15 protein-coding genes are annotated in these 26,795 nt (G+C 59.5%); 9 read left to right on the top strand and 6 right to left on the bottom strand.

Annotated features, from left to right (window positions below; translation table 11 throughout):
- Window positions 1-47: 47 nt before the first annotated feature.
- The 4 genes from EB231_RS30855 (at window position 48) to EB231_RS30840 (ending at window position 8,752) form a co-directional block, all read left to right on the top strand.
- Window positions 48-3,071: a beta strand repeat-containing protein gene (locus tag EB231_RS30855; protein ID WP_246741058.1), complete on the top strand. Its 3,024-nt coding sequence runs from the start codon at window positions 48-50 to the stop codon at window positions 3,069-3,071.
- 111 nt (window positions 3,072-3,182) lie between these two features.
- Complete coding sequence (locus EB231_RS30850) at window positions 3,183-5,561, top strand: peptidase domain-containing ABC transporter (RefSeq protein ID WP_246740784.1); 2,379 nt, start codon at window positions 3,183-3,185, stop codon at window positions 5,559-5,561.
- Between the two features lie 7 nt (window positions 5,562-5,568).
- Window positions 5,569-6,975: an HlyD family type I secretion periplasmic adaptor subunit gene (locus EB231_RS30845; protein ID WP_172352176.1), complete on the top strand. Its 1,407-nt coding sequence runs from the start codon at window positions 5,569-5,571 to the stop codon at window positions 6,973-6,975.
- 1 nt (window position 6,976) lies between these two features.
- On the top strand, window positions 6,977-8,752 hold the full coding sequence (locus tag EB231_RS30840; RefSeq protein ID WP_172352175.1) for a tetratricopeptide repeat protein: 1,776 nt from the start codon (window positions 6,977-6,979) through the stop codon (window positions 8,750-8,752).
- 12 nt (window positions 8,753-8,764) lie between these two features.
- Here the strand turns inward: EB231_RS30840 and EB231_RS30835 are convergent, their stop codons facing one another.
- The 3 genes from EB231_RS30835 to EB231_RS30825 form a co-directional block, all read right to left on the bottom strand.
- Window positions 8,765-9,484, bottom strand: coding sequence for a Crp/Fnr family transcriptional regulator (locus tag EB231_RS30835; RefSeq protein WP_172352174.1), 720 nt, complete (start codon window positions 9,482-9,484; stop codon window positions 8,765-8,767).
- Window positions 9,485-10,212: 728 nt separating this feature from the next.
- Window positions 10,213-12,513 carry a mannose-1-phosphate guanylyltransferase/mannose-6-phosphate isomerase gene (locus EB231_RS30830; protein ID WP_172352173.1) on the bottom strand — a complete coding sequence of 767 codons (2,301 nt, stop codon included), beginning with the start codon at window positions 12,511-12,513 and terminating at the stop codon, window positions 10,213-10,215.
- Between the two features lie 13 nt (window positions 12,514-12,526).
- On the bottom strand, window positions 12,527-14,047 hold the full coding sequence (locus EB231_RS30825) for a phosphomannomutase/phosphoglucomutase (protein ID WP_172352172.1): 1,521 nt from the start codon (window positions 14,045-14,047) through the stop codon (window positions 12,527-12,529).
- A 721-nt stretch (window positions 14,048-14,768) separates the two neighbouring features.
- Here EB231_RS30825 and EB231_RS30820 point away from each other — a divergent pair.
- Entirely contained in the window at window positions 14,769-16,649 is a 1,881-nt protein-coding gene (locus EB231_RS30820; RefSeq protein WP_172352171.1) for a GumC family protein, read from the top strand.
- A 127-nt stretch (window positions 16,650-16,776) separates the two neighbouring features.
- The gene (locus tag EB231_RS30815; protein WP_246740783.1) at window positions 16,777-17,565 is read left to right on the top strand and encodes a sugar transferase; all 789 of its coding nucleotides are present in this window, start codon (window positions 16,777-16,779) and stop codon (window positions 17,563-17,565) included.
- 557 nt (window positions 17,566-18,122) lie between these two features.
- Here EB231_RS30815 and EB231_RS30810 read toward each other — a convergent pair.
- Both EB231_RS30810 and EB231_RS30805 read right to left on the bottom strand, forming a co-directional pair.
- Window positions 18,123-19,436 carry a polysaccharide biosynthesis/export family protein gene (locus EB231_RS30810; protein WP_172352170.1) on the bottom strand — a complete coding sequence of 438 codons (1,314 nt, stop codon included), beginning with the start codon at window positions 19,434-19,436 and terminating at the stop codon, window positions 18,123-18,125.
- Between the two features lie 14 nt (window positions 19,437-19,450).
- Window positions 19,451-20,323, bottom strand: coding sequence for a glycosyltransferase family 2 protein (locus EB231_RS30805; RefSeq protein ID WP_172352169.1), 873 nt, complete (start codon window positions 20,321-20,323; stop codon window positions 19,451-19,453).
- A gap of 245 nt (window positions 20,324-20,568) precedes the next feature.
- Here EB231_RS30805 and EB231_RS30800 point away from each other — a divergent pair, with 245 nt between their 5' ends.
- The gene (locus tag EB231_RS30800) at window positions 20,569-21,801 is read left to right on the top strand and encodes a glycosyltransferase (RefSeq protein ID WP_172352168.1); all 1,233 of its coding nucleotides are present in this window, start codon (window positions 20,569-20,571) and stop codon (window positions 21,799-21,801) included.
- Here the strand turns inward: EB231_RS30800 and EB231_RS30795 are convergent.
- On the bottom strand, window positions 21,794-22,924 hold the full coding sequence (locus EB231_RS30795) for a glycosyltransferase family 4 protein (protein ID WP_172352167.1): 1,131 nt from the start codon (window positions 22,922-22,924) through the stop codon (window positions 21,794-21,796). The two genes, EB231_RS30800 and EB231_RS30795, sit on opposite strands and share 8 nt — an antisense overlap.
- 190 nt (window positions 22,925-23,114) lie before the next feature.
- Here EB231_RS30795 and EB231_RS30790 point away from each other — a divergent pair, with 190 nt between their 5' ends.
- On the top strand, window positions 23,115-24,383 hold the full coding sequence (locus EB231_RS30790; protein ID WP_172352166.1) for a glycosyltransferase family 4 protein: 1,269 nt from the start codon (window positions 23,115-23,117) through the stop codon (window positions 24,381-24,383).
- A 261-nt stretch (window positions 24,384-24,644) separates the two neighbouring features.
- A complete protein-coding gene (locus EB231_RS30785) occupies window positions 24,645-26,075 on the top strand; it encodes a DUF4214 domain-containing protein (RefSeq protein WP_172353099.1) in 1,431 nt (476 codons plus the stop codon).
- The last annotated feature ends 720 nt before the right edge of the window (window positions 26,076-26,795 follow it).

Raw genomic sequence — 26,795 nt, 5'->3', positions numbered from 1 at the left:
TCGGCGCTGGAACCTGGACAGTTGAAACGAATGGGAGCACCCCTGATGTGAACGGGGAAGTTTCCATATTTACAACGACCAGCCCATCAGGCGGGCTCTCATCTGGGGATGATACTGCCACATTATGGATTGACGCCGACAACAACGCCGCCACGACCACGGTTGATGGCAATACGATCACCTTCGTAGGTACGGCAGGTGCGACCGGCGCCACGGGGGCTACCGGTGCGACGGGCGCAACTGGTGCAACCGGGACGACTGGCGCGACAGGCCGAACCGGGGCCACCGGCGCTACGGGCGCGACAGGCGGTACTGGTGCAACGGGTGCCACCGGTGCAACTGGGTCTACCGGAGCGACTGGCTCGACTGGGGCCACGGGTGCGACCGGCGATACAGGCGCGACAGGCTCGACTGGAGCCTCGGGTACGACCGGCGATACCGGAGCCACAGGCTCGACCGGAGCCACAGGCCAGACCGGGGCCACGGGTGCGACCGGTGATACTGGAGCCACTGGCTCGACCGGCGATACGGGTGCCACAGGCTCGACCGGAGCCACCGGTGCAACCGGTGATACCGGAGCCACAGGCTCGACTGGAGCCGCCGGTGCAACCGGCGATACGGGTGCGACTGGCTCGACTGGAGCCACCGGTGCGACCGGCGATACCGGAGCCACAGGCTCGACCGGGGCCACGGGTGCGACCGGTGATACTGGAGCCACCGGTGCAACCGGTGATACGGGTGCCACAGGCTCGACCGGAGCCACCGGTGCGACCGGCGATACGGGCGCTACTGGCTCGACTGGAGCCACCGGTGCGACCGGCGATACCGGAGCCACAGGCTCGACCGGGGCCACGGGTGCGACCGGTGATACTGGAGCCACCGGTGCAACCGGTGATACGGGTGCCACAGGCTCGACCGGAGCCACCGGTGCGACCGGCGATACGGGCGCTACTGGCTCGACTGGAGCCACCGGTGCGACCGGCGATACCGGAGCCACAGGCTCGACCGGGGCCACGGGTGCGACCGGTGATACTGGAGCCACCGGTGCAACCGGTGATACGGGTGCCACAGGCTCGACTGGAGCCGCCGGTGCGACCGGCGACACTGGAGCCACAGGCTCGACCGGCGATACGGGTGCCACAGGCTCGACCGGAGCGACCGGCGATACGGGCGCTACTGGCTCGACTGGAGCCACCGGTGCGACCGGTGATACCGGAGCCACAGGCTCGACCGGGGCCGCCGGTGCAACCGGTGATACGGGTGCGACTGGCTCGACTGGAGCGACCGGCGATACCGGAGCCACAGGCTCGACCGGAGCGACCGGCGATACCGGAGCCACGGGTGCGACTGGTGACACGGGTGCTACTGGAGCGACCGGCGACACGGGTGCCACCGGAGCGACTGGCGACACGGGTGCCACTGGAGCGACCGGCGACACGGGTGCCACCGGAGCGACTGGCGACACGGGTGCCACTGGAGCGACCGGCGACACGGGTGCCACCGGAGCGACTGGCGACACGGGTGCCACCGGAGCGACTGGCGACACGGGTGCCACCGGAGCGACTGGCGACACGGGTGCCACTGGAGCGACCGGCGACACGGGTGCCACCGGAGCGACTGGCGACACGGGTGCCACCGGAGCGACTGGCGACACGGGTGCCACTGGAGCAACGGGTGATCCTGGTGCTACTGGCGCAACCGGTGCCACTGGTGCAACTGGTAGCACGGGTGCCACCGGAGCGACCGGCGATACGGGTGCCACCGGAGCGACCGGCGATACGGGTGCCACCGGAGCAACTGGCGACACGGGTGCCGCTGGCGACACAGGCGCTACTGGCGACACAGGCGCTACTGGAGCTACTGGCGATACGGGTGCCACTGGCGACACGGGTGCCACTGGAGCGACCGGCGACACGGGTGCCACCGGAGCGACCGGCGACACGGGTGCCACCGGAGCGACTGGCGACACGGGTGCCACCGGAGCGACTGGCGACACGGGTGCCACTGGAGCAACTGGCGACACAGGAGCTACTGGAGCGACTGGAGCTACTGGAGCTACTGGAGCGACCGGCGACACGGGTGCCACCGGAGCGACTGGCGACACGGGTGCCACCGGAGCGACTGGCGACACGGGTGCCACCGGAGCGACTGGCGACACGGGTGCCACTGGAGCAACGGGTGATCCTGGTGCTGCTGGCGCAACCGGTGCCACTGGTGCAACTGGTAGCACGGGTGCCACCGGAGCGACCGGCGATACGGGTGCCACCGGAGCGACCGGCGATACGGGTGCCACCGGAGCAACTGGCGACACGGGTGCCACTGGCGACACAGGTGCCACGGGTGCAACTGGTAGCACGGGTGCCACCGGTACAACGGGCGGTACCGGAGCAACTGGTGCGACCGGCGCGACCGGTGCGACGGGCTCAACCGGGGCGACGGGCGCTACCGGCGCAACCGGACACACAGGTGCAACGGGCTCAACCGGGCACACGGGTTCCACCGGAGCCACGGGTGCGACCGGGCATACCGGAGCGACTGGTCCTGGCGACCATGACCATGACCATGATCATGGCCACGGCGACAACCACCATCATCATCATCATCATCATCATGGCCATGATGGCAGATCGCACGAACACGATCGCTACGATGGCAATGGAAACCGCCACGACAACGACCGTGGTAACCACCACGGTGGTAACAATGACCGGGACAACCGTGATAATGGCCATCGAGGGCATGGCAATGGGGACCATGGTTCGACGGCCACCAGTCAGGGCGGCAACATCTCGACCGGCACGCTTGGACTGAAAGACATCAAGCAGTTCATCCAATCCAGTAGTCCCGCAGACAGCCAGGACTTGTTCAGGCAGCTCATCAGCCTCGCCATTGTTTCGGTGGCAGTGGACCTTCTGAACCTGCTCACTTCTGTTGCAGGCTTTGGTCAGACCCAGAACAAACCGTCCGGTTCGACCTTGGACCTGACATCGGACAAGCACAGCTCCGGGTATGCTCAGACCGACGACACACTGAATAAGGCCCTGAGCAATATTCTGAAGCCGCATGGCTGAGTGGTTGAAAATAGTGCGCGCGGACCTTGCTGAAAGGCTAGGCCCGCGCGTGCGCGCTTCCGGCGCCGGCAATCGTCTCATCTCCTATGCCCGTTGGAGACACGGACGGTCTTGCCAGGCTCGATTGCTACGAGGCGCAGGAAGCATCTTCGAACTCTTGATTCTGGTTCGTGGGAGCGGTGCACTGTGAGCGTACAACTCAGCCAAGGCTCCAAACCGAGCTTGAACCATCCTGACACGCAAGCGGATACGGCCGGCAAGCATCCGGGCGAGGGCAAAGCGCAACGGACTCCAGGCGGGCCCTCCGAATTCGCTCAGGTCGCCCCGCGCCTCCGGGCTATGATCAAGGTCGCCCGTTATCACGGTGTCGAGCTCGACCCCAACGAATTCAGGGCCGCAAGCGCAGGCACTACTCAGACGGCTGCGGACCTCTCTCAATGGGCGCAGAGCGGTGGTATGTGGTCGCGCGCGATTCGCGTCCGCTGGTCACATCTCTTACGCTTCGAACAAACCGGACCGGTGGTTCTGCTGTTCAGCGATGGCCGCGCTGGCCTGCTTACCGGCGCTAGCGCCGAACGCAATCTCATTTTCCTCAAGAGCGTCGATGCACCGGATGGAGCCGAGGCGGTTGCGATCGATGAGTTGAGGTTGTCGCGGGTCTGGTCGGGTGAGGCGGTGCTGCTGCGTCCTCAGCGCTCCTTCGTCGCCGCCGACGCGCCTTTCACCTTCCGCTGGCTCATAGATCTTGTAAGGCTCGAGACTAGGCCGCTGCGCGACATTGGCATCGCTTCGTTCACGCTGAGCATCCTGACAATTCTGCCGCCCCTCATCGTCATGACCGTGGTCAACAAGGTGTTGCAGTTCAACAGCATCTCGACCCTGGCATTGCTAAGTGCGGTGATAGTCGTCGTTTTCGCCTACGAGACTCTGCTCGGCCACGCACGACGCATGATCATCAACGTCGTCGGCGCTCGCCTGGACACCAAGCTGAACTTGCATGTCTTCGGCCGGCTGTTGCGCCTGCCACTTGACTATTTCGAGCGTCATCCGGCCGGCGAGACACTGTACCATCTGGCACAGGTCTACCGTGTCCGCGAATTCCTCACGGGCAAATTGCTCAGCACCTTCCTGGATCTGATGACGCTCTGCGTGCTCATCCCAGTCATGTTCTACATCAACGCGACACTCGCCTGGATGGTGCTCGGCTGCGCCGTCTTGATCATGCTGATCATCCTCGCTTTCCTCGCGCCGCTGCGGGCCAGCTACCAACGCGTGGTGGATGCCGAGACCTGGAAGTCCGCGGCGCTCGGCGAAACCGTCGTCGGCATCAAGACGGTGAAGGCGCTTGGTCTCGAGCCGCAACGCAAGGCGCTTTGGGACGAACGGGTGGCGGACGCGGGTAAGGCACGTCTCGCTTTTGGGCAACTCGCCAACTGGCCGCAAACCCTGGTAACGCCAGTTGAGCGTGCCATGGTGTTGGGCACCATGCTGATCGGGGCTTATCTGGCTATGAACGACAGCACTGGCTATATGGTCGGCAGCCTATTTGCCTTCATGATGATCGCCCAACGCGTCGCGCAGCCCCTTGTCGGCCTGGCGCGTCTGGTAGAGGACTACGAAGAGGTCGGCGCGGCCATCGGCGAGGCGGCGTCGGTTCTCAACCGTCCGTTGGAAAGCAGTTCCAATTCCGCGGGCCTGAGGCCAAAACTCGTCGGCGAAATCAGGTTTAGCGACCTGACCTTCACCTACATGGGTACCAAGACGCCGGCCCTGGACCGGGTCAGCTTCGACATTCCGTCTGGCTCGATGTTCGGCATTGTCGGGCGGAGCGGGTCGGGAAAATCGACCATTGCGCGCCTTCTGCAAGGCATCAATCGTGACTACAGCGGGTTCCTCAAGCTCGACGGGGTCGATCTCAAGGAAATCAACCTACGTCACCTCCGCCAGGGCCTAGGTGTGGTCCTTCAGGACAATTTCCTTTTCCGCGGTTCGATAAGGGACAACATCATCGCGGGACGTCAGGGTTTGACGCTTTCGGATGCCATGCGTGCCGCTCACCTCGCCGGCGCGGCTGAGTTCATCGAACGCCTGCCGAATGGCTATGATACTTACATTGAGGAAGGCTCGCCCAACCTGTCGGGCGGGCAACGGCAGCGTTTGGCAATAGCCCGCGCGCTCATTCACAACCCGACCGTCCTGATACTGGACGAAGCGACAAGCGCGCTCGATCCCGAGAGTGAAGCGGTGGTCAGCGACAACCTCATGCGCATCGCCAGCGGCCGAACGATGATCATCGTCTCGCACAGGCTGGCATCGCTGACCGAGTGCGACCAGATCCTCGTCGTGGATCAGGGCAAGGTTCTCGATGTCGCGCCGCATGCCGTCCTGCTGGAACGGTGTGGCGTCTACCGCCAGCTTTGGCTTCAGCAGAACCGACACCTGGAAGGTCGGCGTGGCCGACTGGCGGCTGTGCCATCCGGGCTGATGTGAGTTGGCCATGAGCGTCACCGCCTATTCCCCAATTCCTGCTCGCCGTCGTCGGGCAAAGGCCAGCGATCCGACGGCGCCGGCCATTCTCGAATTCCAATGGCCATCGACAGCCGTCGCCAATGCGCCGGTTCCGCGAGTGGCCCGCAGCATCGTCTGGGTCATATTTAGCCTGGTCGTTGCGCTGATAACGCTCGCAGCGCTGATACCGGTTGACCAGGTGGTCACGACGAGGGGGCTGGTGGTGGCCCAGTCGCCCAACATCGTCGTCCAGCCGCTCGAGACAGCGATCGTCCGCTCTATCGAGGTGCGCGAAGGACAGCATGTGAAGGCCGGTCAGGTGCTTGCCCGCCTCGACGCCACTTTTGCCTCGGCCGATCTCACCGCATTGGCCGCGCAAGTCACCACACTCGAAGCCGAGGTGGCGCGCCTGAAGGCCGAGGCTGACGGAAGGTCATTCACATATGACGGGCTGGATCCGAGTTGGACGCTACAAGCCTCGATCTTCGAACGTCGCAAGGCGGTCTATGACGCCAAGCTGGACAGCTTCGATCGACAGGGTGACCAACTCAGTTCCGTCATCTCTCGCTCCCAGTCGGATGCCGAAGGCTACAGGCAGCGCTTGGCCGTCGCGGGGTCGATTGAGCAAATGCGCAAACAGCTGGAGGTAAGACAGGTCGGAAGCCGTCTCAACACGCTGCTTGCCGAGGACAACACAGCTGAAATGTCGCGAGCTCTTACCAACGCCGAGCAGACATCTGAGGCTGCCAAGCGCCAGCAGGCAGGCGTCGCGGCCGAGCGTGACGGCTTTATCCAGAGTTGGCGCGCGGACGTGTCGCAGAGTCTGTCGGAAGCCAACTCGCGCATGTCTGATGCCCGCGAGCTTCTCAACAAGGCCAAGCTGCGCAAACAATTGGTGGAACTGAGGAGCGAGGCCGACGCTATTGTTCAATCTGTGGCTAAAGTTTCCGTGGGTTCGGTTCTGCAGTCTGGAGAGCGGTTGATCACACTGGTCCCGGCCGACGCGGTGCTCGAGGTGGAAACAAATATCATCGGTCGCAGCAGCGGCTTCGTCCATGTCGGTGATCCCGTGGCAATCAAATTCGATACCTTCCCCTATTCGCAATACGGCCTGGCTCACGGCACTGTACGCTCAGTCAGCCCGGACTCGTTCTCTGCCAGGGATCAGGTGCGCGACCCCAACAGCTCCTTGGCCATGCTGCCCTCGGATGCCGACCAGTTCTACCGCACGCAGATTTCCATCGATGACGTCGCCCTTCATGGCGTACCCGCCGGCTTCGCGATCAGCCCTGGCATGCCGGTCACAGCTGATGTGAAGGTGGGTCGCCGCACGGTGCTCAAATACATCCTCGGCACGATGCTGCCGATCGGCCAGGAAGCGATGCGGGAGCCATAAAATGGTGATGATGGATCGGTTGGCTGGACACATCCACCCGGCGCTGGCGTTACGTAGAGCGGTTCAGCTCGCTGAAAAAGGCAAGCTCGCCAAAGCGTTTCCGTTGATGGCAATCGCTGCTCGTGCCGGCATTCCAGAAGCGGAATGCCGCGTCGCCCGCTGCTATCTCGAGGGATCGGGTGTGCCGCCAAGCCGATTGGAAGGGACGCGCTGGCTGCGGCGGGCTGCCGACCATGGGAATGCCGATGCGCAGGCTCTCCTTGCCGCGCTTTACACCACCGGGTTGGCTGAACACGAGGACAACACAGGAATCAGCAGTTCAGAAAGCCTGTTCAACTCGCAATCTTCACCAAAACCCGATTTCGAGACAGCACTTCCGTTCGCTCAAAAAGCTGCGGAGGCCGGCTCCGCAACCGGACAAGCCATACTTGGCTACATTCTGAGCAAAGGCCCAACGGCCATGCGCGACCTCGATGCCGCGCATGGCTGGTACGAGAAGTCCGCAGCGTCCGGTTGTCCAGAAGGGTGCCTAGGCCTCGCCCTGTCGCTTGCCCGTCGCAAGCAGCCGGAGCACAGGACCAGGATTGCCGAGGCGTTGCGGCGCGCGGCCGATGCGGGTCTACCGACGGCGATCTATCTTCTTGCGATCCTCACCGAGCACGGAATGGGCTTGCCGGTCGATCGCGAGGCAGCTGGTGAGCTTTATCAGCTCGCTGCGGAAAAGGGCCTCGCTTCGGCCCAATTCAGGCTGGGGCTTTCTCTGATCGAGGGCAGCCTTTCGCGTCAGGATCCAGTAGCTGGCGAGGCGTGGATGCGCCGCGCCGCACTGGCCGGAAATCTCGATGCCGCCTATCGTATCGGCGAGCGGTATGTGAAGCGTCCCCAGCCGGACTATGCGGAAGCCGCGACGTGGTATCGGCGCGCCGCGGAGGCAGGTCATCAAGCAGCCGCTCGTGCCTTGGCTTCGCTCTATCTTTCCGGGAACGGAGTGGCTCAGGATCCCGAAGAAGGAACGCGCTGGCTGCGCGCCGCCGCAGATAGTGGCAATCGCGAATCCCAGGTTGACCTTGCAAACCTTGTCTTGGAAGGCGCCGGCGATATCAAAGATGGTGTGGATATCGCCGAGTGGTTCGAAGCGACCGCTTCGTCAGGGGACGCAGTCGCGGCCTTCAATCTTGGCCTTTGTTTTGCCGAGGGGGTCGGAGTGCGCAAGGACCAGGAACTGGCGGCGAAGTGGATGAGGCGTGCGGCCGAAGGCATTGTGCAGGCGCAGTATATGTATGCGCGCATGCTTCAGAATGGACGCGGTGTGCCTGCTGACCAGAAGCAAGCCAGGCTTTGGTTCGAGCGGGCGGCCAACGCTGGCATGGTGGACGCGCAGGTGGCTCTTGCCGAAATGCTCTACAATGGACGCGGTGGAGAGCGCTCGGCACTAGCCGCGGCGCATCTTTTCAAGCAGGCTGCCGCTGCCGGCCATATTGGTGCGATTTTTGCCATCGGTGCTTTATACGAGAGCGGGGAGGGGCTTACTCTCGATCGGAAGGCGGCGCAGAAATGGTTCGCGGCCGCAGCCGAGCGAGGTCATGGACACGCCCAACTCTTGCTCGGCCGGTACCTTTCCAAAGGTGTTGCTGGTGAGTACGACCCAGTTGCCGGCCGTATCTGGCTCGAGCGCGCCGCCTCTCAAGGCATTGATGACGCGGCCGATGAACTTGCTGGTTTTCGAGATGGACGCGAAGGTTTAGGTCGCTCTAGTGCGATGGTTCCAAGGGGCTGAACCGCCTGGCGCTCAACTCTTGATGTATTCGCCGTCGAATCCAGCGAATTTTGTCAGGCCCCGAGAATCGAGCAGGCGGACGTGGCCTTGGCGGAATTCGAGAAACTTCCGCTCGCGGAGTTCCCGCAGCATTCGATTGACATGGATCGGAGTAAGTCCAAGGGCGTCAGCAAGGTCGTATTGGGTGAGCGGGCAGTCGAAGCCGTTGCGATCACCTGCGCCTACTCGTTGCAGACGCACTGTCAGCTCGAGCAGCAAATGTGCTGTCCGCTCCAATGCGCTGCGCCGTCCCACGTTGGCAAGGTGCTGAGCCATAACCGCCCCGTTGCGCAGGAGGGCTCCAGCGATGAACGAGAATAGATGAGGCGACTTCATAGCAGCAAGCGTCAACGTCTTGGTGGGTGCTACCAGCATAGAAAGTTCGGTTTGAGCTACGAACGTCCCGATAGAGCCGCTTCCAGGTGACTGAGACATAACGACATCGCCGATCAGGACAAAATCGAGAATTTGTCGCTGCCCGTCCGGAAGCTCATGGGAAATACACCCCCAACCTGACTCTACGACGTAAATACGATCGTTGTCGTCACCTTGGCTGAAGATCACCGCGTCGGCTGGATATCGCTTCGCGGTGAAGCCGAGAGTCTTGATCAGAGCGGCGTCGTCATCGTTAAGTCCAACGTATGACGAACGGTGCTCATCTCCTCTCGAAGAAGAACGTGAAGCCTGTGCCATCCGTACCCCCTACCCAATTCCATTTGTACCCTCCTGAAACTCATCATGTAAATTAAATTTCACGTGTCGAGTAGCTTTTTAGCTATCGGCAAAGGAAGGTATCGCGACACCAATGTCATGTCGAAATCCGGCTGGTAACAGGCCATGGTTCGATTGACGCCGCTTAGAGCTGGTATCAGCTATGACTTACTTCTCTTAAAACTCTCCCTCATTGACTCAACTATCTCACTGGCAACGAGACAGCTCCGATTGTCCGCGTGGTCGGCGGCGTTGCGCAACGTCAGCGACGCGTCCCTCAGCAGTCCCCTGATCTCCGACGGAGATAAAACCTCCGATGCTTCAAGTTCCAAGAGGACCGATTCACTCACATGCAGCGCTGCAAGCGCAACTGCCCGAGGCCTTGTTGCAAGCAGCTTCAGGAGATCACCACTGCGTCTGTCTCGCGATTTCTTTTTTGCCATCGTCGTCTTCAACTGCCCGAACAAAAAGTTGCCAATTCCCACGTCTTGACGAGTTTACGCAGCCAGAAACCGAAAGGCATATCGACCCTTTTCCTAAAGGCGTGACTTCTGCTTGACGGTACCGCAGTTTGCCGTGGTGACACAGAGGCAAGAAGATACCGAATTAGCGGTAGCTTGCGTCCCACGGCGTTACAGGGTGGACGGCGAGAAAACATCCTGTTTCGAGCAAGCTCTGCCGAGTTGTGACGCGACGAGCATTCGCCTTCTTCAACCATAACTATGCTTCGCAACAGGGCCGTGTTCTTTCGGAGACGGTACCGGAAATTCCTCAACCTGCCCCTCGGTCTTGTCGAGATACTGCATCAATGCCGTCACCAAATGGTAGAAGATGCTGGCAGGAACCTCGGTCGCCAGCGACCGACCGCGCTCGTCGATTCTATCCATCCACAGACCAAGCGGTGCGGGATCGATATGCCACCTGAAAAGGCGTGCGACACGAGCTTCGATCTCGGGTTTCAGATCAGGCCCACCGATGTCGTCCAACGCGATCGCCGCCTTGATGGCTTCGCATTGAGGCCAACTGCGCGAGAGCCTGTCGAGAGGCATGCCTTGTCGCGAAACGGCCGCATACGCCAGCCCAGTGGCTCGATTCAATCCGCTGGCGACCGCCGACGAATAGAGTTTCCTCGCATAAGCAGCCAGATCTTTCTGCCCGCTTGCCCGCGCGAAGTCGACGAGCAGGGAGGCCCATTCGAAATGGTGCCCCGGCTCGGTCCACTGTCCCTTGTCTCCGGGCAACGGCAGCCAGTCGGCGTCGAAATATTCTCCGAGCGTCCAACTTTCCTGGTCGAAGAAATGGCTGCGGAAGAGATCGATGACGCGAGCCGCTCGACGCAGATATACGCGATCGCCGGTTGCGGCATACCAGGCAAGGAAAGATTCAAGCATGTGCATGTGTGGGTTCGAGGTGCGAACCCCGTTCCAGCCAGGTGTCTCGAGGAAGCCGTTCAAGCTGCCATCCTCAAGGTGAGAGTCGATGAAATGAAATGTCTCCTGTGCAAGCTGAAGGGCAGGTTGATGGCCGCATCGATAGGCATGAGCAAGTGCGAGGAGCACGCAGGAATGGTCGTAGGCATCCTCCGCCGGATCGGCCACGCTTCCATTCGAATTGAGGGTGCGTACCCAGCCTCCTCGATCGGTGCGGCCGTATTTTGCGATGAAGTCGATTCCGTGATCGATGAGCTTGTCGGCGGCCCCGGTCCAGCCACGTTCCTTGGCCACAGCGAAAGCATAGATCTGGCGAGCCATCGTCCGCATCCGCTTGGGTTTGCCCAATGGCCTCGCATCGAAACCGAGCGCTTCGTGGAAGCCGCCATGCACGTGGTCGACCCCGGCGTCTGACCAAAGCGGAAGGGTCTCGTTAAAGAGCCAGTGTTCGACTCGCTTGCGCCATGACCCGCTGACAATGACACGGTCTTCCGACGCTGTGAATTTCGTCTCGAGACGCCCACTCTTCTCAAGTTGCTCGACGACCTTCTTCACGTTCTGACTGTGGCTGACTGGGGCGACGAATATTGCGTCCGGCGTTGCCACCACCGCCACGTCCTTCATTCCTATGACTGTGAGCAGCCGACCTTGGCTTCTGAGATAGGAGCCGTCGCAGTCCATGGCGACGACATCGCCCATTACTACGTTGCCGTTGCCGTCCACCGGGCTGGCCTCCAGCAACGATTGCCACGAACCAAGGTCGTTCCAACGGAACGAAGCCGTCACCATCGCGATGCCTAGCGCATGTTCCATGACTGCATAGTCGATCGATGTGGAGGGGACCGCCGAGTAGATGCCTCGCGGCAGGTAAAGGCCCGATACATCCACTCTGGCAGCCCTGAAGGCGCGTTCCGCGTTTTCCCAGATCTCCGGCTGAAACTCGATCAAAGCCCTCTGCATCGTGTCGGCACGAAACAGGAAGATGCCAGCATTCCAGTAGAACCTTCCCGACGACAGATATTTTTGCGCCGTTTCGATGTTGGGCTTTTCGACAAAGCGTGAGACTGCGGCCGCGCCGTCACCATTGGCGGCAACCTCAATGTATCCATATCCAGTCTCAGGATGAGTGGGCTTGATGCCGAACACGACGATACTTCCCGAGTCGGCGGCAGGTACACCCGCTTCAACGGTCTCCCAGAACTGCGCCTCTGTCGATATCTCGTGATCGGAGGGGACCACGAGCACGAGCGCATCCTTGCCGTGATCCGAAATCGTCTGCAGTGTCGCGATGGCGACAGCTGCAGCGGTATTGCGGCCGAGGGGTTCGAAAATTGGCTTTCCGCCGTTTAGTCCGAGCGGAGTTATGTCCGAGATGACGCGTTCGGCATGACGTTCTGACGCTATCAGGTAGATCGGCGTTTCGCTGTCCGGCCACGCCTTCAGGCGCCTAACTGTCTTCGCCAGCATGGAGCCATCCCCCGAGAGATCGTGGAATTGCTTGGGATTGTCTTCGCGCGAGAGCGGCCATAGCCGGGACCCCACCCCCCCGCTCATCACAAAACTTACGATCCGGTGTGCCATGCTTCAGTTCCTCTCAGAATGTCTGGTTGTAAGCTCCGACCTCTGGGTTGCGGCGCAGGACGGCGTCGATTGCCTCGAACATCTGTCGACGTCGCTCCGACGAGACGGGGCTTTCGACGACGACGACAATTTCGGGCTTGTTCGACGAAGCTCTGACCAGACCCCAGGTGCCGTCTTGAGCCACGACACGCACCCCATTGACGGTGACCAGATCAGCCAGCGGCTGACCCGCAAACTCGGTCCCATCCCCCTTCATTTTCATGAAGTCGCCGACAACTTTGTCGACGACGCAATATTTGAGTTCGTCGGGACAGTGGGGCGACATTGTTGGGGTGCCGAAGGTTACGGGCAGGGCGCGGTAGAGTTCGGCCAGGCTCCTTCCCGGATTACGGTCGAGCATCTCGCAGACGGCGATCGCCGTGATAAGGCCGTCGTCATAGCCGCGCCCGATCGGCGGGTTGAAGAAGAAGTGCCCCGACTTCTCGAAGCCTGCGATTGCGTCAAGCTCGGCAACCCGTCGCTTGATGTAGGAATGCCCCGTTTTCCAATAGTCCGTCCGTGCGCCGTTTTGCGCTAGAACAGGATCCGTCATGAAAAGCCCGGTGGATTTCACGTCCACGACAAAGGTGGATTGTGGATGCAGGCTGCAAAGGTCTCGCGCCAGCATGACGCCAACCTTGTCCGCGAAGATCTCAGAGCCTTCGTTGTCCACGACGCCGCAGCGGTCGCCGTCGCCGTCGAAGCCGAGACCCAAATCGGCACCGGTCTCCAGAACCTTATCCCGGATCGCATGCAGCATCTGCATGTCTTCGGGGTTAGGGTTGTAACGCGGAAACGTGTGATCGAGCTCCACGTCGAGGGGAACCACGTCACAGCCGATGGTCTCAAGCACCTGCGGCGCAAATGCGCCAGCCGTCCCGTTTCCGCAGGCAACTACGACGCGCGGCTTGCGTCGAACGTTCCTTCCCGCAGTCAAGTCTTCGATATATTTCTCACGAAAGTCGGAAATGAATTCATAGCTGCCACCACCCACAAGATCGAAGTCTCCGTTCAGCACGAGCGCCTTCAGCGCTGTCATCTGCTCAGGCCCGAATGTAAGCGGTCTCTGCGCGCCCATCTTCACGCCGGTCCACCCGTTCTCATTGTGGGAGGCCGTTACCATTGCAACAGACGGAGCGTTGAGTGCGAACTGGGCGAAATAGGCGGTCGGGGAAAGCGCCAGGCCGATGTCCATGACACGTCCGCCAGCAGCCATCAGCCCTGATGTCAGTGCCATCTTTATGGACATGGAATAGCTGCGAAAGTCATGACCGGTGATGATCTCCGGGCCGACTCCCATTCGGCGGATCAGAGTGCCGAGGCCCATTCCCAGCGCTTGGGCGCCCATCAAATTGAGCTCGGGCTCTTTCTCCGAGCCGGGGTGGCCGAACCACCAGCGTGCATCGTATTCTCGGAAGCCAGTGGCTTTGATGAGAGCATTGTTCTCGAACGCGAATGTGTTCGGCCTGGCTTGGCCGACTATCTTTAGGGTCACGGCTAAAGCTCCGAAATTGCGCCAACATTCTTAGCATCTCGACAAGCCGCGGCCCCTTCATGAATTCGGGTAGCGCTACCCCCCGGTTCGTTCCACCTCATCCAATAGGTGGTGCCGATCGATGATCGAAGGGATGTCTCGTCTAGGCATGGCGGTTGAGTATCGTGGTAAGCAGGTCCGCATCGGGCGATAACCTCAATTGTGGCTGTGTAGTGCCGCTGACACCATTCAGATTCTCTTTTCAGAAGAACGTCGATCACAGGCGTTTCCGAGCCTTGGCACGTGCGCTCGACTTCATTCAGCCAGAGATTGAAAGGGAATCGGAGCTACTTCGCAGGGCTCGGAAACGAATGACAGATTGTGCCGCATTTTCCCTGGAGGCGACGGAAAACGGGGACAAGAGCGAACGCCTGTCAGCCAAGCTGGATCTTCTCGCGCAAGACCTTGCGGACAACCGAGCACGACAGGTGCTGCTGGAGCAGCAGAAGTCGTTTCTAGCCAGGGTAAGGGCCGGCCTGCCGCGCATTCTTCACTCCCACAGGGCGTAGGTCTACGCCAATTGGTGGCGTTTACCTTCCCCGGTGTCGGCGTAGTCTTCCTGCAAAAGCTTGGGATCGCGGGCCTCGGCTCTTTAAGAGAACATCGGGCGGACGCCATGAAGCTCCTAGTCAGGGCGGCGTGCACGAAGGATTCTCCCCTTCATGCCCGCCGGAGACCTTGAATGAACCGCTTGTTCGCCAACCAGTGGCCCTTGGCAACCAATCAGCAGGCCAGCGCCGGACAGGAATTCATCGGTCTTTCGGACATAACGGGGTTTCTGAGACATTATGCCGGAACAATTACGGCCTGCCTCGCCGCGGCGCTCTTGGTCGCATGGTTCTACAATTTGACCACCGATCCGGTTTTTACAGCTAGCGCGCAGATATTGATCGAACCGAAGCTGCCGCAACATCTGCAGGAGGGCGGTGAAGTAAATCTATCGTTAGATACGGCTCAAATAGAAAGCCAGATTGCAGTATTGAAATCAGAGAAGATTGCTTCGATGGTAATTGACCAGTTGAAGTTGATTGAAAATGCGAGTTTCAATCGCCCTGAGACGCCGATGTTGCAGGAGAGGTTCAGGAAGATCAAAGATATGATGCTCCAGGCTTTGGGGCTTCAGAAAAGCACCCGGCTGAACGCACTCTGGGGGTATATCGGTTTAGGCGCTCCGGAACCGACCGCTAAGCTGACCGACTACCAGAAGTCGCGTCTCAGCATGCTTACTTTCCTCAGTGGCCTCGATGTGCGAAGGGTAGGTGTCTCCTACGCGATAGACATATCCTTCACCTCTGCCGAAGCCGAGGGCGCCGCCAAGATTGCGAATGCGACGGCTGACGCCTTCGTGCATGAACAGATCGACACCAAGGCCGATTCGGCAAGAGAAGGTGGAGCATGGTTGGAAAAACGCCTTCAGCAACTGCGCACCCAGATGAACGAGGCGATGGCCAGGGCACAGGCATTTCGTTCTCGGCACGACTATAGCGTCGGAGGTGGTGTAAGTGCCGGTGGCGGCGTTAATTCTGAACCTACTCTCGAAGAACTCGAGGTAACTGCTGACACCTATAAAAAAATGTACGAGAGCTTCCTGCAGGCATACACCAATTCGGTAAGCCAGCAGTCCTACCCGGTTGCCGATGCAAGAGTAATCACTGCCGCGACGCCGCCGCTTTTTCCAAGCGCTCCAAAACCGAAGCTGGTGTTGGCCTTCGCTGGCGTCGCAGGGCTCATTCTCGGAATTGGCCTTTCCTTCGCGCGGCATTCGTTCGACTGGACCATACGGTCGCCACGTCATATCCGCGATAATCTGGGAATAGAGTGCGTCGGAGAATTGGCGCCCACCAGCAAGCGCAGGGAATTCGGAAACGTCGACGAAGTGACCAGGCATCCTTGGTCGCGATACAGCCAGAGCCTGAGGAAAGCGCGAACCGAAATCAGCTTGGCGGAAACGAACCACCCGGTGAAGTTCCTTGGACTGACTGCTGTTTCGAACAGCAGTCAGAAGAGTTCCGTCGTCAGCAATCTCGCCACGCTGTATTCAATGTCCGGTCTAAAGACTTTGGTGATCGATGCTGATGTTCGGAGATCGACGATCACCACACGACTGCTTGGGCACTCGAACATCCAGGGCAAAGAGTGCCAGCACCCCATTCGACAAAATATCGTCCGCGCTCAGGGGCGGCGGTTCGACGTTCTTCCAAGTTCCGTGGTGGATGCAAAGAACCTTCTCGTACCAAGGAATATGCAGGTTTTCCTCTCTGAAGTTGGTGCAGACGATCCGACAGCCTACGAGCTGGCTGCTTATGACATTGTCATCGTTGATCTGCCAACGCTTGAATCCGGACCGGATGACCTAATCGTTGGATCCGTGCTCGACGGTGTCGTCGTCGTTGCGGAGTGGGGAAAGACGCACGTCGACACGCTGCGGGAACTCGTGAGAACACTGCAAGCCTCCAGGACGTCGATACTTGGCGTGCTTCTCACAAAGGCGCGTGCGATGACATCCAAGCACCGTCGGGTTGAAGCCAAGCACAGCGTCTTCGGGAGCCGGCAAAGCGTGTAGAGCAATCATACGTGAGGATTAGGGGGTAGCCACTGGAGTATCGCGCTACCTCCTTTGCATTTCTTGCCGGCAGGTTCCGTCCTTGGAAGACTGTCGAAGTTAAACAACGAGAAACAGCGACCGTCACATGACAAACGCCTTCGAAAAGCAGCACCAGGGGGAGGCGCTTTGGATCCAACCCGTTGTGCCGGCAGCGCTCGAGAGCAGGGCGGTCCAGCATGTTGTTTCTGCGCGTGACTACGCCGGCGCCGGAACGGTGCTGAATGACCTGTCGGATGTCATTACCGGGACGACGAACCCTCCGATTGGAGGCCTCCTCAAACGGATCATGGATTTGGCCATAGCCAGCGCAGCTCTCGTTTTGGCCTCGCCCGTCATGATCCTCGTAGGTCTGTTCATTAAGATTACGGCCGGAGGTCCGGCAATATTCTCGCATAGGCGAGTAGGCTTCGGTGGAAGCTCATTCAATTGCTACAAGTTTCGCTCGATGGTGGCCAATTCGGACGAAGTTCTGAAGGCCTATCTCGATGCCAACGCCGGCGCACGCAAGGAGTGGGAGGAGACTCACAAGATCAGGAACGATCCCCGCGTTACGCTCTTTGGGCGACTGCTGCGCAAGTCCAGCCTGGATGAGCTTCCCCAACTCATCAACATACTGCGCGGTGACATGAGTTGCGTGGGCCCAAGACCTATCGTCAAAGACGAACTCAGGCGCTATGGCGAGCATCAGGCAGAGTACCTCGCAACGAGGCCGGGACTCACCGGTCTTTGGCAGGTGAGTGGAAGAAGCAGCATGGAATATGATAATCGCGTTGCGCTGGACAGCCAGTATGTGCGGAACTGGTCGATCTGGCTCGATGTCGTGATCTTGCTCAGGACCATCGTCGCGGTCATGCGGGTCGACAGGGCCTCCTGAGCCCTCGAACGACGTTCACTTTTCGTTTCGATTCCAGCAGTGCGATAGAGACAAGCCTGCGAGGTAGGCGCAAGCCAGAAGAAACATCAGAATTAGAAATTCGCCAACGGTCACATGGCCAGGCAGCCCCAGGCTATTCCAGGCAACGATTCCGATCAGAAGCAGTGCAGTCGCTGCCAGCAGAGCCGCAGCCTTGAACCGTAAACCCAGTAATATCCCTACCATCGACACGGCCAGTATGCTTGTGAGCACCGATATCTCCAGTGGCACCCGCAGAACCAGTTGGCTTGCCGCGGCAGGGAGTTCCGTCAGAGGCCGAGGGCCCCGCGTGCGCCAACTGATATGCGGGCTCGCAGTGCAAGGCAAGTGCTAGAGACAGTGGTTCGGAATGCCGTTTGAAATATCGGAAATGGCCACTTGTAGAGTCACATATTTTCGGATCATGGCCACCATGCGTGACACGCCGTGCCCGTGCAACGCCACCTGCAAGAGGGGGCCGCACGGTTGATCATCGACCGAGCCAGGATGCCGACCTGGTTGGCCCAACGCGGATCTGGTCAGTTCGTACTTCCAACAGCAGTTGTTTCGGCCTGGATGTTTGCATCCGCTGCAGGCAAGCTATCCAAGCCCGACTGCGGTAGGGGGATTTCGACCTTCACAGTATCCCCCGGCTCGACAAGGGTTGTCTCGTTGGCAGTGAGTTCTTCCGAGCCGCCGTCTTTCGGCCTCACAATCGTGAAGATCGGCTTGGCCCTCGCAGCACTTTGCCTTAGGGCCAGCAGAGCGGGGACCGCAACCTGTGTCTCGTGCAGCAACTGCACTGCTGTGTCGGATTTGCTGGTGACCTCGTTGAGCTGCTGCTGTGTTTCGCGCAAGCCGTTGGCGACCTCGCTGGAACGCTGATTGCTGAGGTTGAGTATTTCGATGTCTGTCTTGCTCATCTCCTGCCTGACACGCAGCATCGAGGTCTCGGCCGCCAATCTGTCGCTCTGCATCTGTGCGACTGTCCCCTCAAGAGCAAGCTCCCGCGGTGCGACCGCGAGGCCCTTCTGCACAAGATTCGAGACACCCGCCAACTCCTTTTGGATGAGCTCGATCTGTTTGTCATGGAAGGTCAGCTGTTGCTCGAGCGAAGCCAGCTCCTGTTGCAGGAAGTCCTTGAGTTCTCGCAGTGAACGGAGTTGGGTCGCCAGTGCATCCTTGCGGATAGCGAAAATCTTTCGTTCCTGGTCCATTGCCAGCGCGACGGTTTCATTGGAAGCCCTGTCCGTCAGTTCGGACGGGAAAGCGATGCCGTCACTGCCGGTCAGCTCTGACTGCAACCGCGCTTTGCGCGCGAGCAGGCTGACATTGTTCAGAGCCAGCAGCCCGACATCGCCTTGGCCTGTGATGAACTCTCGTCCAAGGCGAGACACATCATCCTCGCGCATCGGCAACCCGCCGGCGACCCCGAGCGCCTGCAGCACCGTCAGACCGGGTCTGTATGGAAATTCTCCGGATTGCTTGACGTTGCCGACGACATAGAACGGCCTGTACTGGGCAATCTCCACGGCCACATCCGGCTGGCGGCCGAGACCCATCTGCTGCATCAGCCGATCGCCTATGGCGCGAGCGAGCTCCCCGGGAGCGGTGCCCTCCGCGCGTATCTGCCCGACAAATGGCAGGAAGAGCGCCCCGTCGGCACCGACAGTGAAACTGTCGTTGAGAGCCGTCCACTCGAAGATCACATCGCGCGATGCGCGCCATTCATAAACCTTGAGTCTGACCTTGTCCTGCGGCCCAAGCAGGTACTCCGCGGCCGATGCCGGCAACGGACAGGCAGCGGTTGCCGCCAATGAAATCCCTGCCACTGTTGAAAGCCATTTCCGCATTGTCTTCACCGTCGTCAGATCTTCAGGATGTATTCGGGTTCGATGCGGCCCATGGCGATATGCAGGATCGCGAGCGCATTGCCGCTGAGACGACCCCTGCGGTCGACATATGGCTCGGGCCAAAGGCTCTTTGCGAGGTTCGCCGCAATATTCCTGAACATAAGGGGAAGCGCGAAGGACGCTGGAACTGTCCCCTTCCTTATCAGGTAGATCGCATTGGCTACCTGGGAGTAACCGAAGCGCTTTCCGCTGACGCGTCCCGTTTTGATTCCGAGATGAACGCCAGTGATCGACATCACGCATACGACTCGACCTCTGGATCTCATTTGACTTGTGAAGTCGATGTCCTCCTGCCAGCCATAGAGGACGAGGCGCTCGTCGAAGCGCAGATCGCCAACCAGCGAGGAGCGAAAGGACATGTTGCATCCGTAGGCGCCGACATGGTCGACCACGGACGGTCCATTCGGTTTTTGGCCTTCCGATTCCCTCAGCGCAGCTTCCGCATCGTCCCAGCTAAGACCGGCATTGGTTGCGCCGTCCCTGACGACCCTGCCCATAACAACCGCCCATCCGTCATTCCCGGCAAAAGCCTGTTCGATCTGCTCCAAGTATCGGGTGGATGGGACGAAATCATCGTCGAAGAATGTAATGATGTCGAAACGCCCCAATGAGGGCACAAGAGCGGTATTGCGTTGGGCCGCCAATCCTTTCGGACCGAAAACACTCGATACGGGGAAAGGGCAGCCGTCCGGCAGTTCGATGTGTGTGGCGTCTGGTGCCGACAATATGACTTCGTCGGGAAGTCTTGTCTGGCCGCCCAAATACCCCAGCAGGCGAGCAACTTGCTCGCTGCGGCCGAGGGTTGGGATAATCACTGCAAGTTTCATATTTCTTCCAGGCGTCGCTTCCCCTGACCCTATTATGACGCGAGGGCTCAAACAGCCTGCATAAAAGTGGGCTCGACCGACGCGACCTACCCCTGAGTACAAGCTTTTGAAGTATTTTCTGCAAGCAGGTCACAACCATAAGCGGTAGGCGGATATTCGCCGGGAGCAGCCTATGACCGATCGGACAACTTGCGATCGGCTCCGGACAAAACAGAAACTGAGGCCTCAAGGGGAAGGGGAGAACCATGCTCCATGAACGTTCTTCCGACCTGGCCATCGCGGCCAAGGTCGAAATGCCGATTGATGAGTTTCCGGCTGCCCCGGCCCCTGACTTCGACAGATATGCCAGGATAGCGGTCGTTCACGACTGGTGCCCAAATTTTCGGGGCGGCGAAAGAGTTCTGGCGCAAATCTGCAGGCAACTTCCCAATGCGGAGGTGTTCACACTCTTCGACTTCCTCCCGGCTGAGGTGAAGGAGCAATACTTCCACGACGTGGAATTTCACGCCTCCGCGGCCAACCGGATTCCTATGGTGCGGAAATTCTACCGGTCCCTCTTCTTCTTTTGCCCCTTTCTGATCGAGCAGTTCGACGTGACCGGTTATGACGCGGTGATCTCGTCTTCGGCCGCATTTTCTCGGGGTGTGATCACAAGACCTGATCAGCCGCACCTGTGTTATGTGCACAGCCCCGTCCGCTATGCCTGGGACGAGCAATTCTCCTATCTTCAGCAGGGCAAGCTCGGCTTCGGTCCGAAGGGAATGCTCTACCGCTATATGCTGCACCGTCTGAGGACGTGGGATACGAGAACCGCGCACGGTCCAGACCTGATGTTGGCGAATTCAAATTATGTCCGTTCCCGAATCCGGCACATCTATGGACGTGACGCCCGGGTCGTTTTCCCACCGGTCTCGCTGAAGGAACTGCCCTGTGTCGAGGACAAGGACGACTACTACGTGTCGGCGTCCTTCCTCGCCCCCTATAAGCGCACCGACCTCGTGATCAGGGCATTTAACGAGATGCCGTCGCGACGGCTGGTCATAGTCGGCGAGGGACAGCAATCAGCCAGCCTGCGGGCGCTGGCAGGGCCGAACGTCACATTTTCGGGGTTCCTTCCTCGCAAGGAATATATCGAAACACTTGCCCGAGCGAAGGCAATGGTCTTTGCGGGTTGCGAGGATTTTGGCATCGCGCTCGCCGAGGCGCAGGCCTGCGGGACGCCGCTGATCGCTTTCGGGAGAGGCGGCGCGGTCGATATTGCGCGGAACCTGGGGGCAGATCCCGAGCCGACGGGGGTGCTGTTCAAGGCTCAGACCATCGAGCACCTCAAGGAAGCGGTCAAACGGTTCGAGGAAAACAGCCACCTCATCACGCCCCAGGCCTGTGCCAGGAACGCGCAGCGCTTCTCTGAAGAGAATTTCGACCGGGCCATGCTCGAGTCGATAGGAACGGTCCAGGCACTTCACAGGATCATGTGAGTTCACGCAACCTGACGACCTTGGTTTCTGTATCGATGCCGTCGGCAAGAGCCATCGCCTGCAGGTAGCGCAAGGCACTCGCTCTCCAGCTATATGCCGAGGCTCTGGCTTTTCCCTTCCCTATCAACTGCAGGCGTAGGGCCTTGGAATTGCGTAACCCCATGAAACGGTCGAACCATGCCTGCGGGTTGTCGGCAGCAGCATAAAGGGCTGCGTTCCCACAGACCTCTGGCAGGCTGGCGCGTTCGGACACCACAACCGGACAGCCGAGCGCCATCGCCTCGACAACCGGGAGCCCAAAGCCTTCGGTTAGTGAAGGAAAAGCCAGGCAAAGCGAGTCCGTCAACAGCGCGGCCAGTTCGTTGTCAGAAATGCGTCCGAGCCAATGGATGTTTCGGGCTTCGGCTCTGGCCGATCCTGTTTTGAAAATGTGCGAACCTGACATGCCGACAACCGCAATCTTCAGTCCAGCTTTGCCAAGGAGGTCGGCCATATCGAGGATGAGATTCACATTCTTGTGGGGTGCGGCGCTTCCGATCATGACGATGGTTTCACGCGAGGCCACCAATCGTGTCGCTGCCGAGTGTTCGGGCTTCCATAACAAGGCATGTTCATGGCCGTTCGGAGCAACGAAGGCCCTCCGCTTTGGGACGATGCCCCGTCGAACCAGTTCGCCTAGCGAAAAATTGGAAACGGTCGAAATGCTGCATGCCGTCTTGCCGAGGCATGGCAGCAGCGCTTTGTAGGAAGTCCTGAAGCCAAGTGAATAGCTCTGGGGCGCATTCCAGACATTTGCATCATGAATGCAGACAATATGCTTGCGCGACAAAAGCGGCCCGGTATTGCACAGGCTGAGTAGTCCGCCCCCGTGAAGAGAGGCGGCAAGCCGGGTCTGCTCCCATAGATGCCCACCCCTGCTGCCTATCTCGCAACGTTCGATAGAATTGAGCGGGATGTCCGAACTGCCCGATGGGCAGTGAAGTCTGAGCTCAAGCCCGTGGGTGAGCGGTGCCTGCTCGGCAATCAAGGCGTCCAGCGAACGGACGATCTCTCCCGCATAACGCTGGACGCCCGTTGTCGGTTGGGAAAGGAAACGTCCGTTGATCGTCCAGTGCCGTGCCATGTCACCCTCTCGATGTCCTTATTTTGAAACCGCCAGCGCGTGCAGTCACCACGGCCGTTGGGTCATCCGGACGCACGCAGCATCATCCAGCCAGGCGAGGGCGAGCGTTGGAACTACCTCAAACGTTTGAGGGCCGCTGTGTTTCCGAGAGTGTTAGTCTGGTTGTTGGTCCGGCAACGCGGAGGAGGTGATGGGCAAATCTGAGTTCAATGCGGCGTCGGCGGGGCAGTCCAGAGATTTGAACGGACACAGTGCCGCCGCTGTGGTGGCAAGATCGCTTCCTGGCGGCTCGCAGTACCTGATTGGCCATCCTGGCCGGACACTGGCGGACTTCGAGCCGCCAAAGCGGCGGTGGACGATAAACGGCGATTTCACCACGCTACGACGCAATGGGATCGCGCGTTACGCCCACGAAGTGACAATGGCTCTCGACGCCCTTATTTCAGAAGGGCATCCCTTGGGTCGCGACCTTGAGATCGACCTCGTGGTGCCGCGCCAGCCTGCCGAGCCTCTTCATCTGAAAGCCATCTCGGTGCGGGTCGTCCCCGAATTCAACAGGCCTCGACTTCCTCAGTTCTGGGTGCAGGCGCAGTTGCCCTGGCATGTGCCGGGAGGGTTGCTGAGTTTTTGCAACCTCGCACCGGTCGTGCTGAGACGCCAGATTGCATGCATCCACGACATGCATACAAGGTTGATGCCGTCGAGCTACGCGCGAGGGTTCCGTTGGGCGCACCGCCTGATCCTTCCGCTGCTGGGCAGGCGGGCTGCACGGATCACTACAGTTTCGCAACTCTCCCGCAGTCATTTGGTCGAGTTTGGGATCGCGCGCGCGGAAAACATTGTCGTCACCTACAACGGCAGCGACCATGCTAAGAAGTGGGACGCAACAAGATCATCTCTAGCTGTCAACCGGAGTAGGCCATATGTCGTTTGCCTGGGCCGGGGGGATCAAGAATACAAGAACATGGGGCTTCTTGCTAAGCTCGCATCGTTTCTCGATGAGATGGGCCTCGATCTCTGGATGCCGGGCGATATCGACGAGACTACGGTCTTGCGACACGTCCCGGAAATGCCGTCAAACATCATCCTTCTTGGGCGCATAAGCGATAACGACTTCAAAAAAGCGCTCGAAGGCGCCCTTTGCTTCCTGTTTCCATCACGGATCGAAGGCTTTGGGTTGCCCGCTATCGAGGCGATGGCGTCGGGTTGCCCGGTCATAGCCTCGACTTCGCCCTGTTTGCCTGAAATCTGCGGAGATTCCGCCCTCTATGCGGATCCGGACGACGTCCAGTCATGGGTTGAAAACGTTCGCCAGCTAGCGGTCGACCCGGATTTGCGCAAGCGAATGGTAGGCAAGGGCCATACCAGGGCGAGCAGCTATTCCTGGCGCTGGATCGCATGGAAGTATCTCGAGCTTATGATCCAGGTCGACGCGGATTTCGGGGAAGTCCACGGGTAACTGACCGTGAGTGCGGTTACCCCGTTGGTTATCGCGCAAGGCGCACATATCAATTCGGTTCATCTTCGGCGGTGGCCAACGCTCATCCGGGTGCTGAATCAGGACAGCGGCACTCAAATAGTCATGCCACCTGATGGCTAGGCTATGACCTCCAAAGGAGGTAATGCGAAGCTTCCCATACCCGTATAGGCAAATTGCTTCAGCGTCCCGCAGTTCCGACAATCCCCAATATTGAATGTCGTGCAGGGAGGCATGATCGCCATGTCGTTTCGTTTCGCAGCCGCGGCTGCTTTGTTGCTAACAGCATCCGCTCCCGCATCCGCCGATTTGCTCTGGGGCGTGAACGGCCATCCGGTGGTTTCATACCCGGATGTTCCGATCGAAAAACAACTCGATTTCGTCAAAAATCTCGGCCTCAAATCATATCGGGTCAACATCACTACCGCAGGTGAGGGAGACACCCTTGCTCGGGTCGTGAAGGCCGGTAAAGAAAGAGGTGTCGAAATACTGCCCGTGATCACACCGGGACTGGACCTGGATAAGGAAAAGCCGGAAGAGCTCTATAGTGAGGCCCGGCAATTGGCGGTCACCCTTGGCGCCAGGTTCAAGGACGATATCCGCGTTTGGGAACTCGGCAACGAGATGGAGATCTATGCCATCATAAAGCCCTGCGAGAAACGCGATGACGGATCGCAATATCCATGCGGGTGGGGCCCCGCAGGTGGAACCGGAGTGCTCGACTACTATGGTCCGCGCTGGGTGAAGGTGAGCGCTGTTCTCAAGGGCCTATCCGACGGCATGACGGCAGTTGACCCGAGCATAAAAAGAGCAATGGGGACGGCCGGATGGGGCCATACTGGCGCCTTCGCGCGAATGAAGCAGGACGGGATCGCCTGGGACATCTCGGTCTGGCACATGTATGGGGAAGATCCGGAATGGGCTTTCCGCGAGATTTCCTCCTACGGCAAACCCATCTGGGTCACCGAATTCAACAACCCCTACGGAAGTCAGCGCAGCGAGCGGCAGCAGGCTGAAGGCGTCAAGCAAACAATGACACGGCTTCGCGAACTCCAGGATAAGTACAAAGTCGAAGCTGCGCATATCTACGAGCTGCTGGATGAGACCTATTGGGCTCCGAGCTTCGAAGCCAATATGGGGCTGGTTAGACTTACCAAAAACAGCAACGGCAAATGGACAACCGGTGAACCGAAACCTGCCTATATGGCTGTTCGCGACATCACCCGTGGCCCGCAGCCGTTACCCAAGCCGCACCGAGAGTGCGATCCTGATGCCAAGTTTGCCGACGGGTTCACCTATATGCGCCAGGTAAATTTTGCCTATTGCCTCGTCCTTGGCCATGACGGCGACGCCGCCGGCTTGAACCGTTGGTCGGCGGCGCTCGACAGCGGAGATACCAGGCCCATCAACGTCATCATGGAAATGATCCACTCCGAAGAGTTCGAGGCCAAATATGCCACGATCGGCCTGACAGACCGCGCCTACATTGCCTTTCTCTACCAGCTGTTGTTGAACCGCCCCGCGGACAGCTACGGGATGGAAACCTATTCCCGCCAATTGCGGGCAGGATCGATGACGCGCGAAACCATTGCCTTTGGCATCGTCAGCTCGAGCGAATTCAAATCCCGACATGCCGCCATACGCGATGCCTCAGATGTGCCCGCGCCAGGCTAGTCAAGGCAAAGACGCCAGTTATGGCGGTTGCATTGCAAGTCCATTGCTTTGCCTCCCGCACAAAACTTGAGGACATCGCCGACAGGTTCGTCTTACTTCACGGTCGACCGGAACCAGTACGGGAATGGTTTGTTCGCGCCTGGCAGGCCCATCCCAATCAAGCCGATCAACCCGATCGACCGTGCCGAGCCGAACTACACCCTATCCTTCCATGGAACTTGAAGGACGAGATCATCAGACATGTGCATCACCTCGCCGGCTGGGGCGCGACCTTTGCCAATTCCTTTCGTGGCATTGACTGATCCGTCGGAGTTGCCGAGATGAAACGTCGTTCCTTTTTGCGGTGGCCGCGGCACGCGCATCCGGGATTGCTGGAAGCGCCATGTGGCGCCGCCTCCACCTCTCGTAACACATAGACGTGCCTTAGGCCGAGGGAACGATTGCCCATGGCATATTCATCTACTCGTTGCTGTCGAGGTCCCCAAGACCAGGTTCGATAGAGCTTGGCGCAAAAATGGGCCTGTCCTCACCCTTCGCGTAGGTATGACCAGCCATCTGGGATCAGTTAGCGCGCACGGATAGACAACAAAGCCCGCTCAGACGTGTACGACGCTCCAGCCTTATGGTGATATCGGAGACCAAATACAGCGTTTGACCACGAACAATACGCCAGTCGGAGCGGCTACGGAATGGACAATGGCGGAGCGAGGTCAACAAAAA

It is taken from the genome of Mesorhizobium sp. NZP2298 (genome assembly GCF_013170825.1).
Lineage (GTDB): Bacteria > Pseudomonadota > Alphaproteobacteria > Rhizobiales > Rhizobiaceae > Mesorhizobium.
The sequence above is the reverse complement of the archived record's forward strand: the minus strand, read 5'-3'. Positions and strand labels throughout refer to the sequence as shown.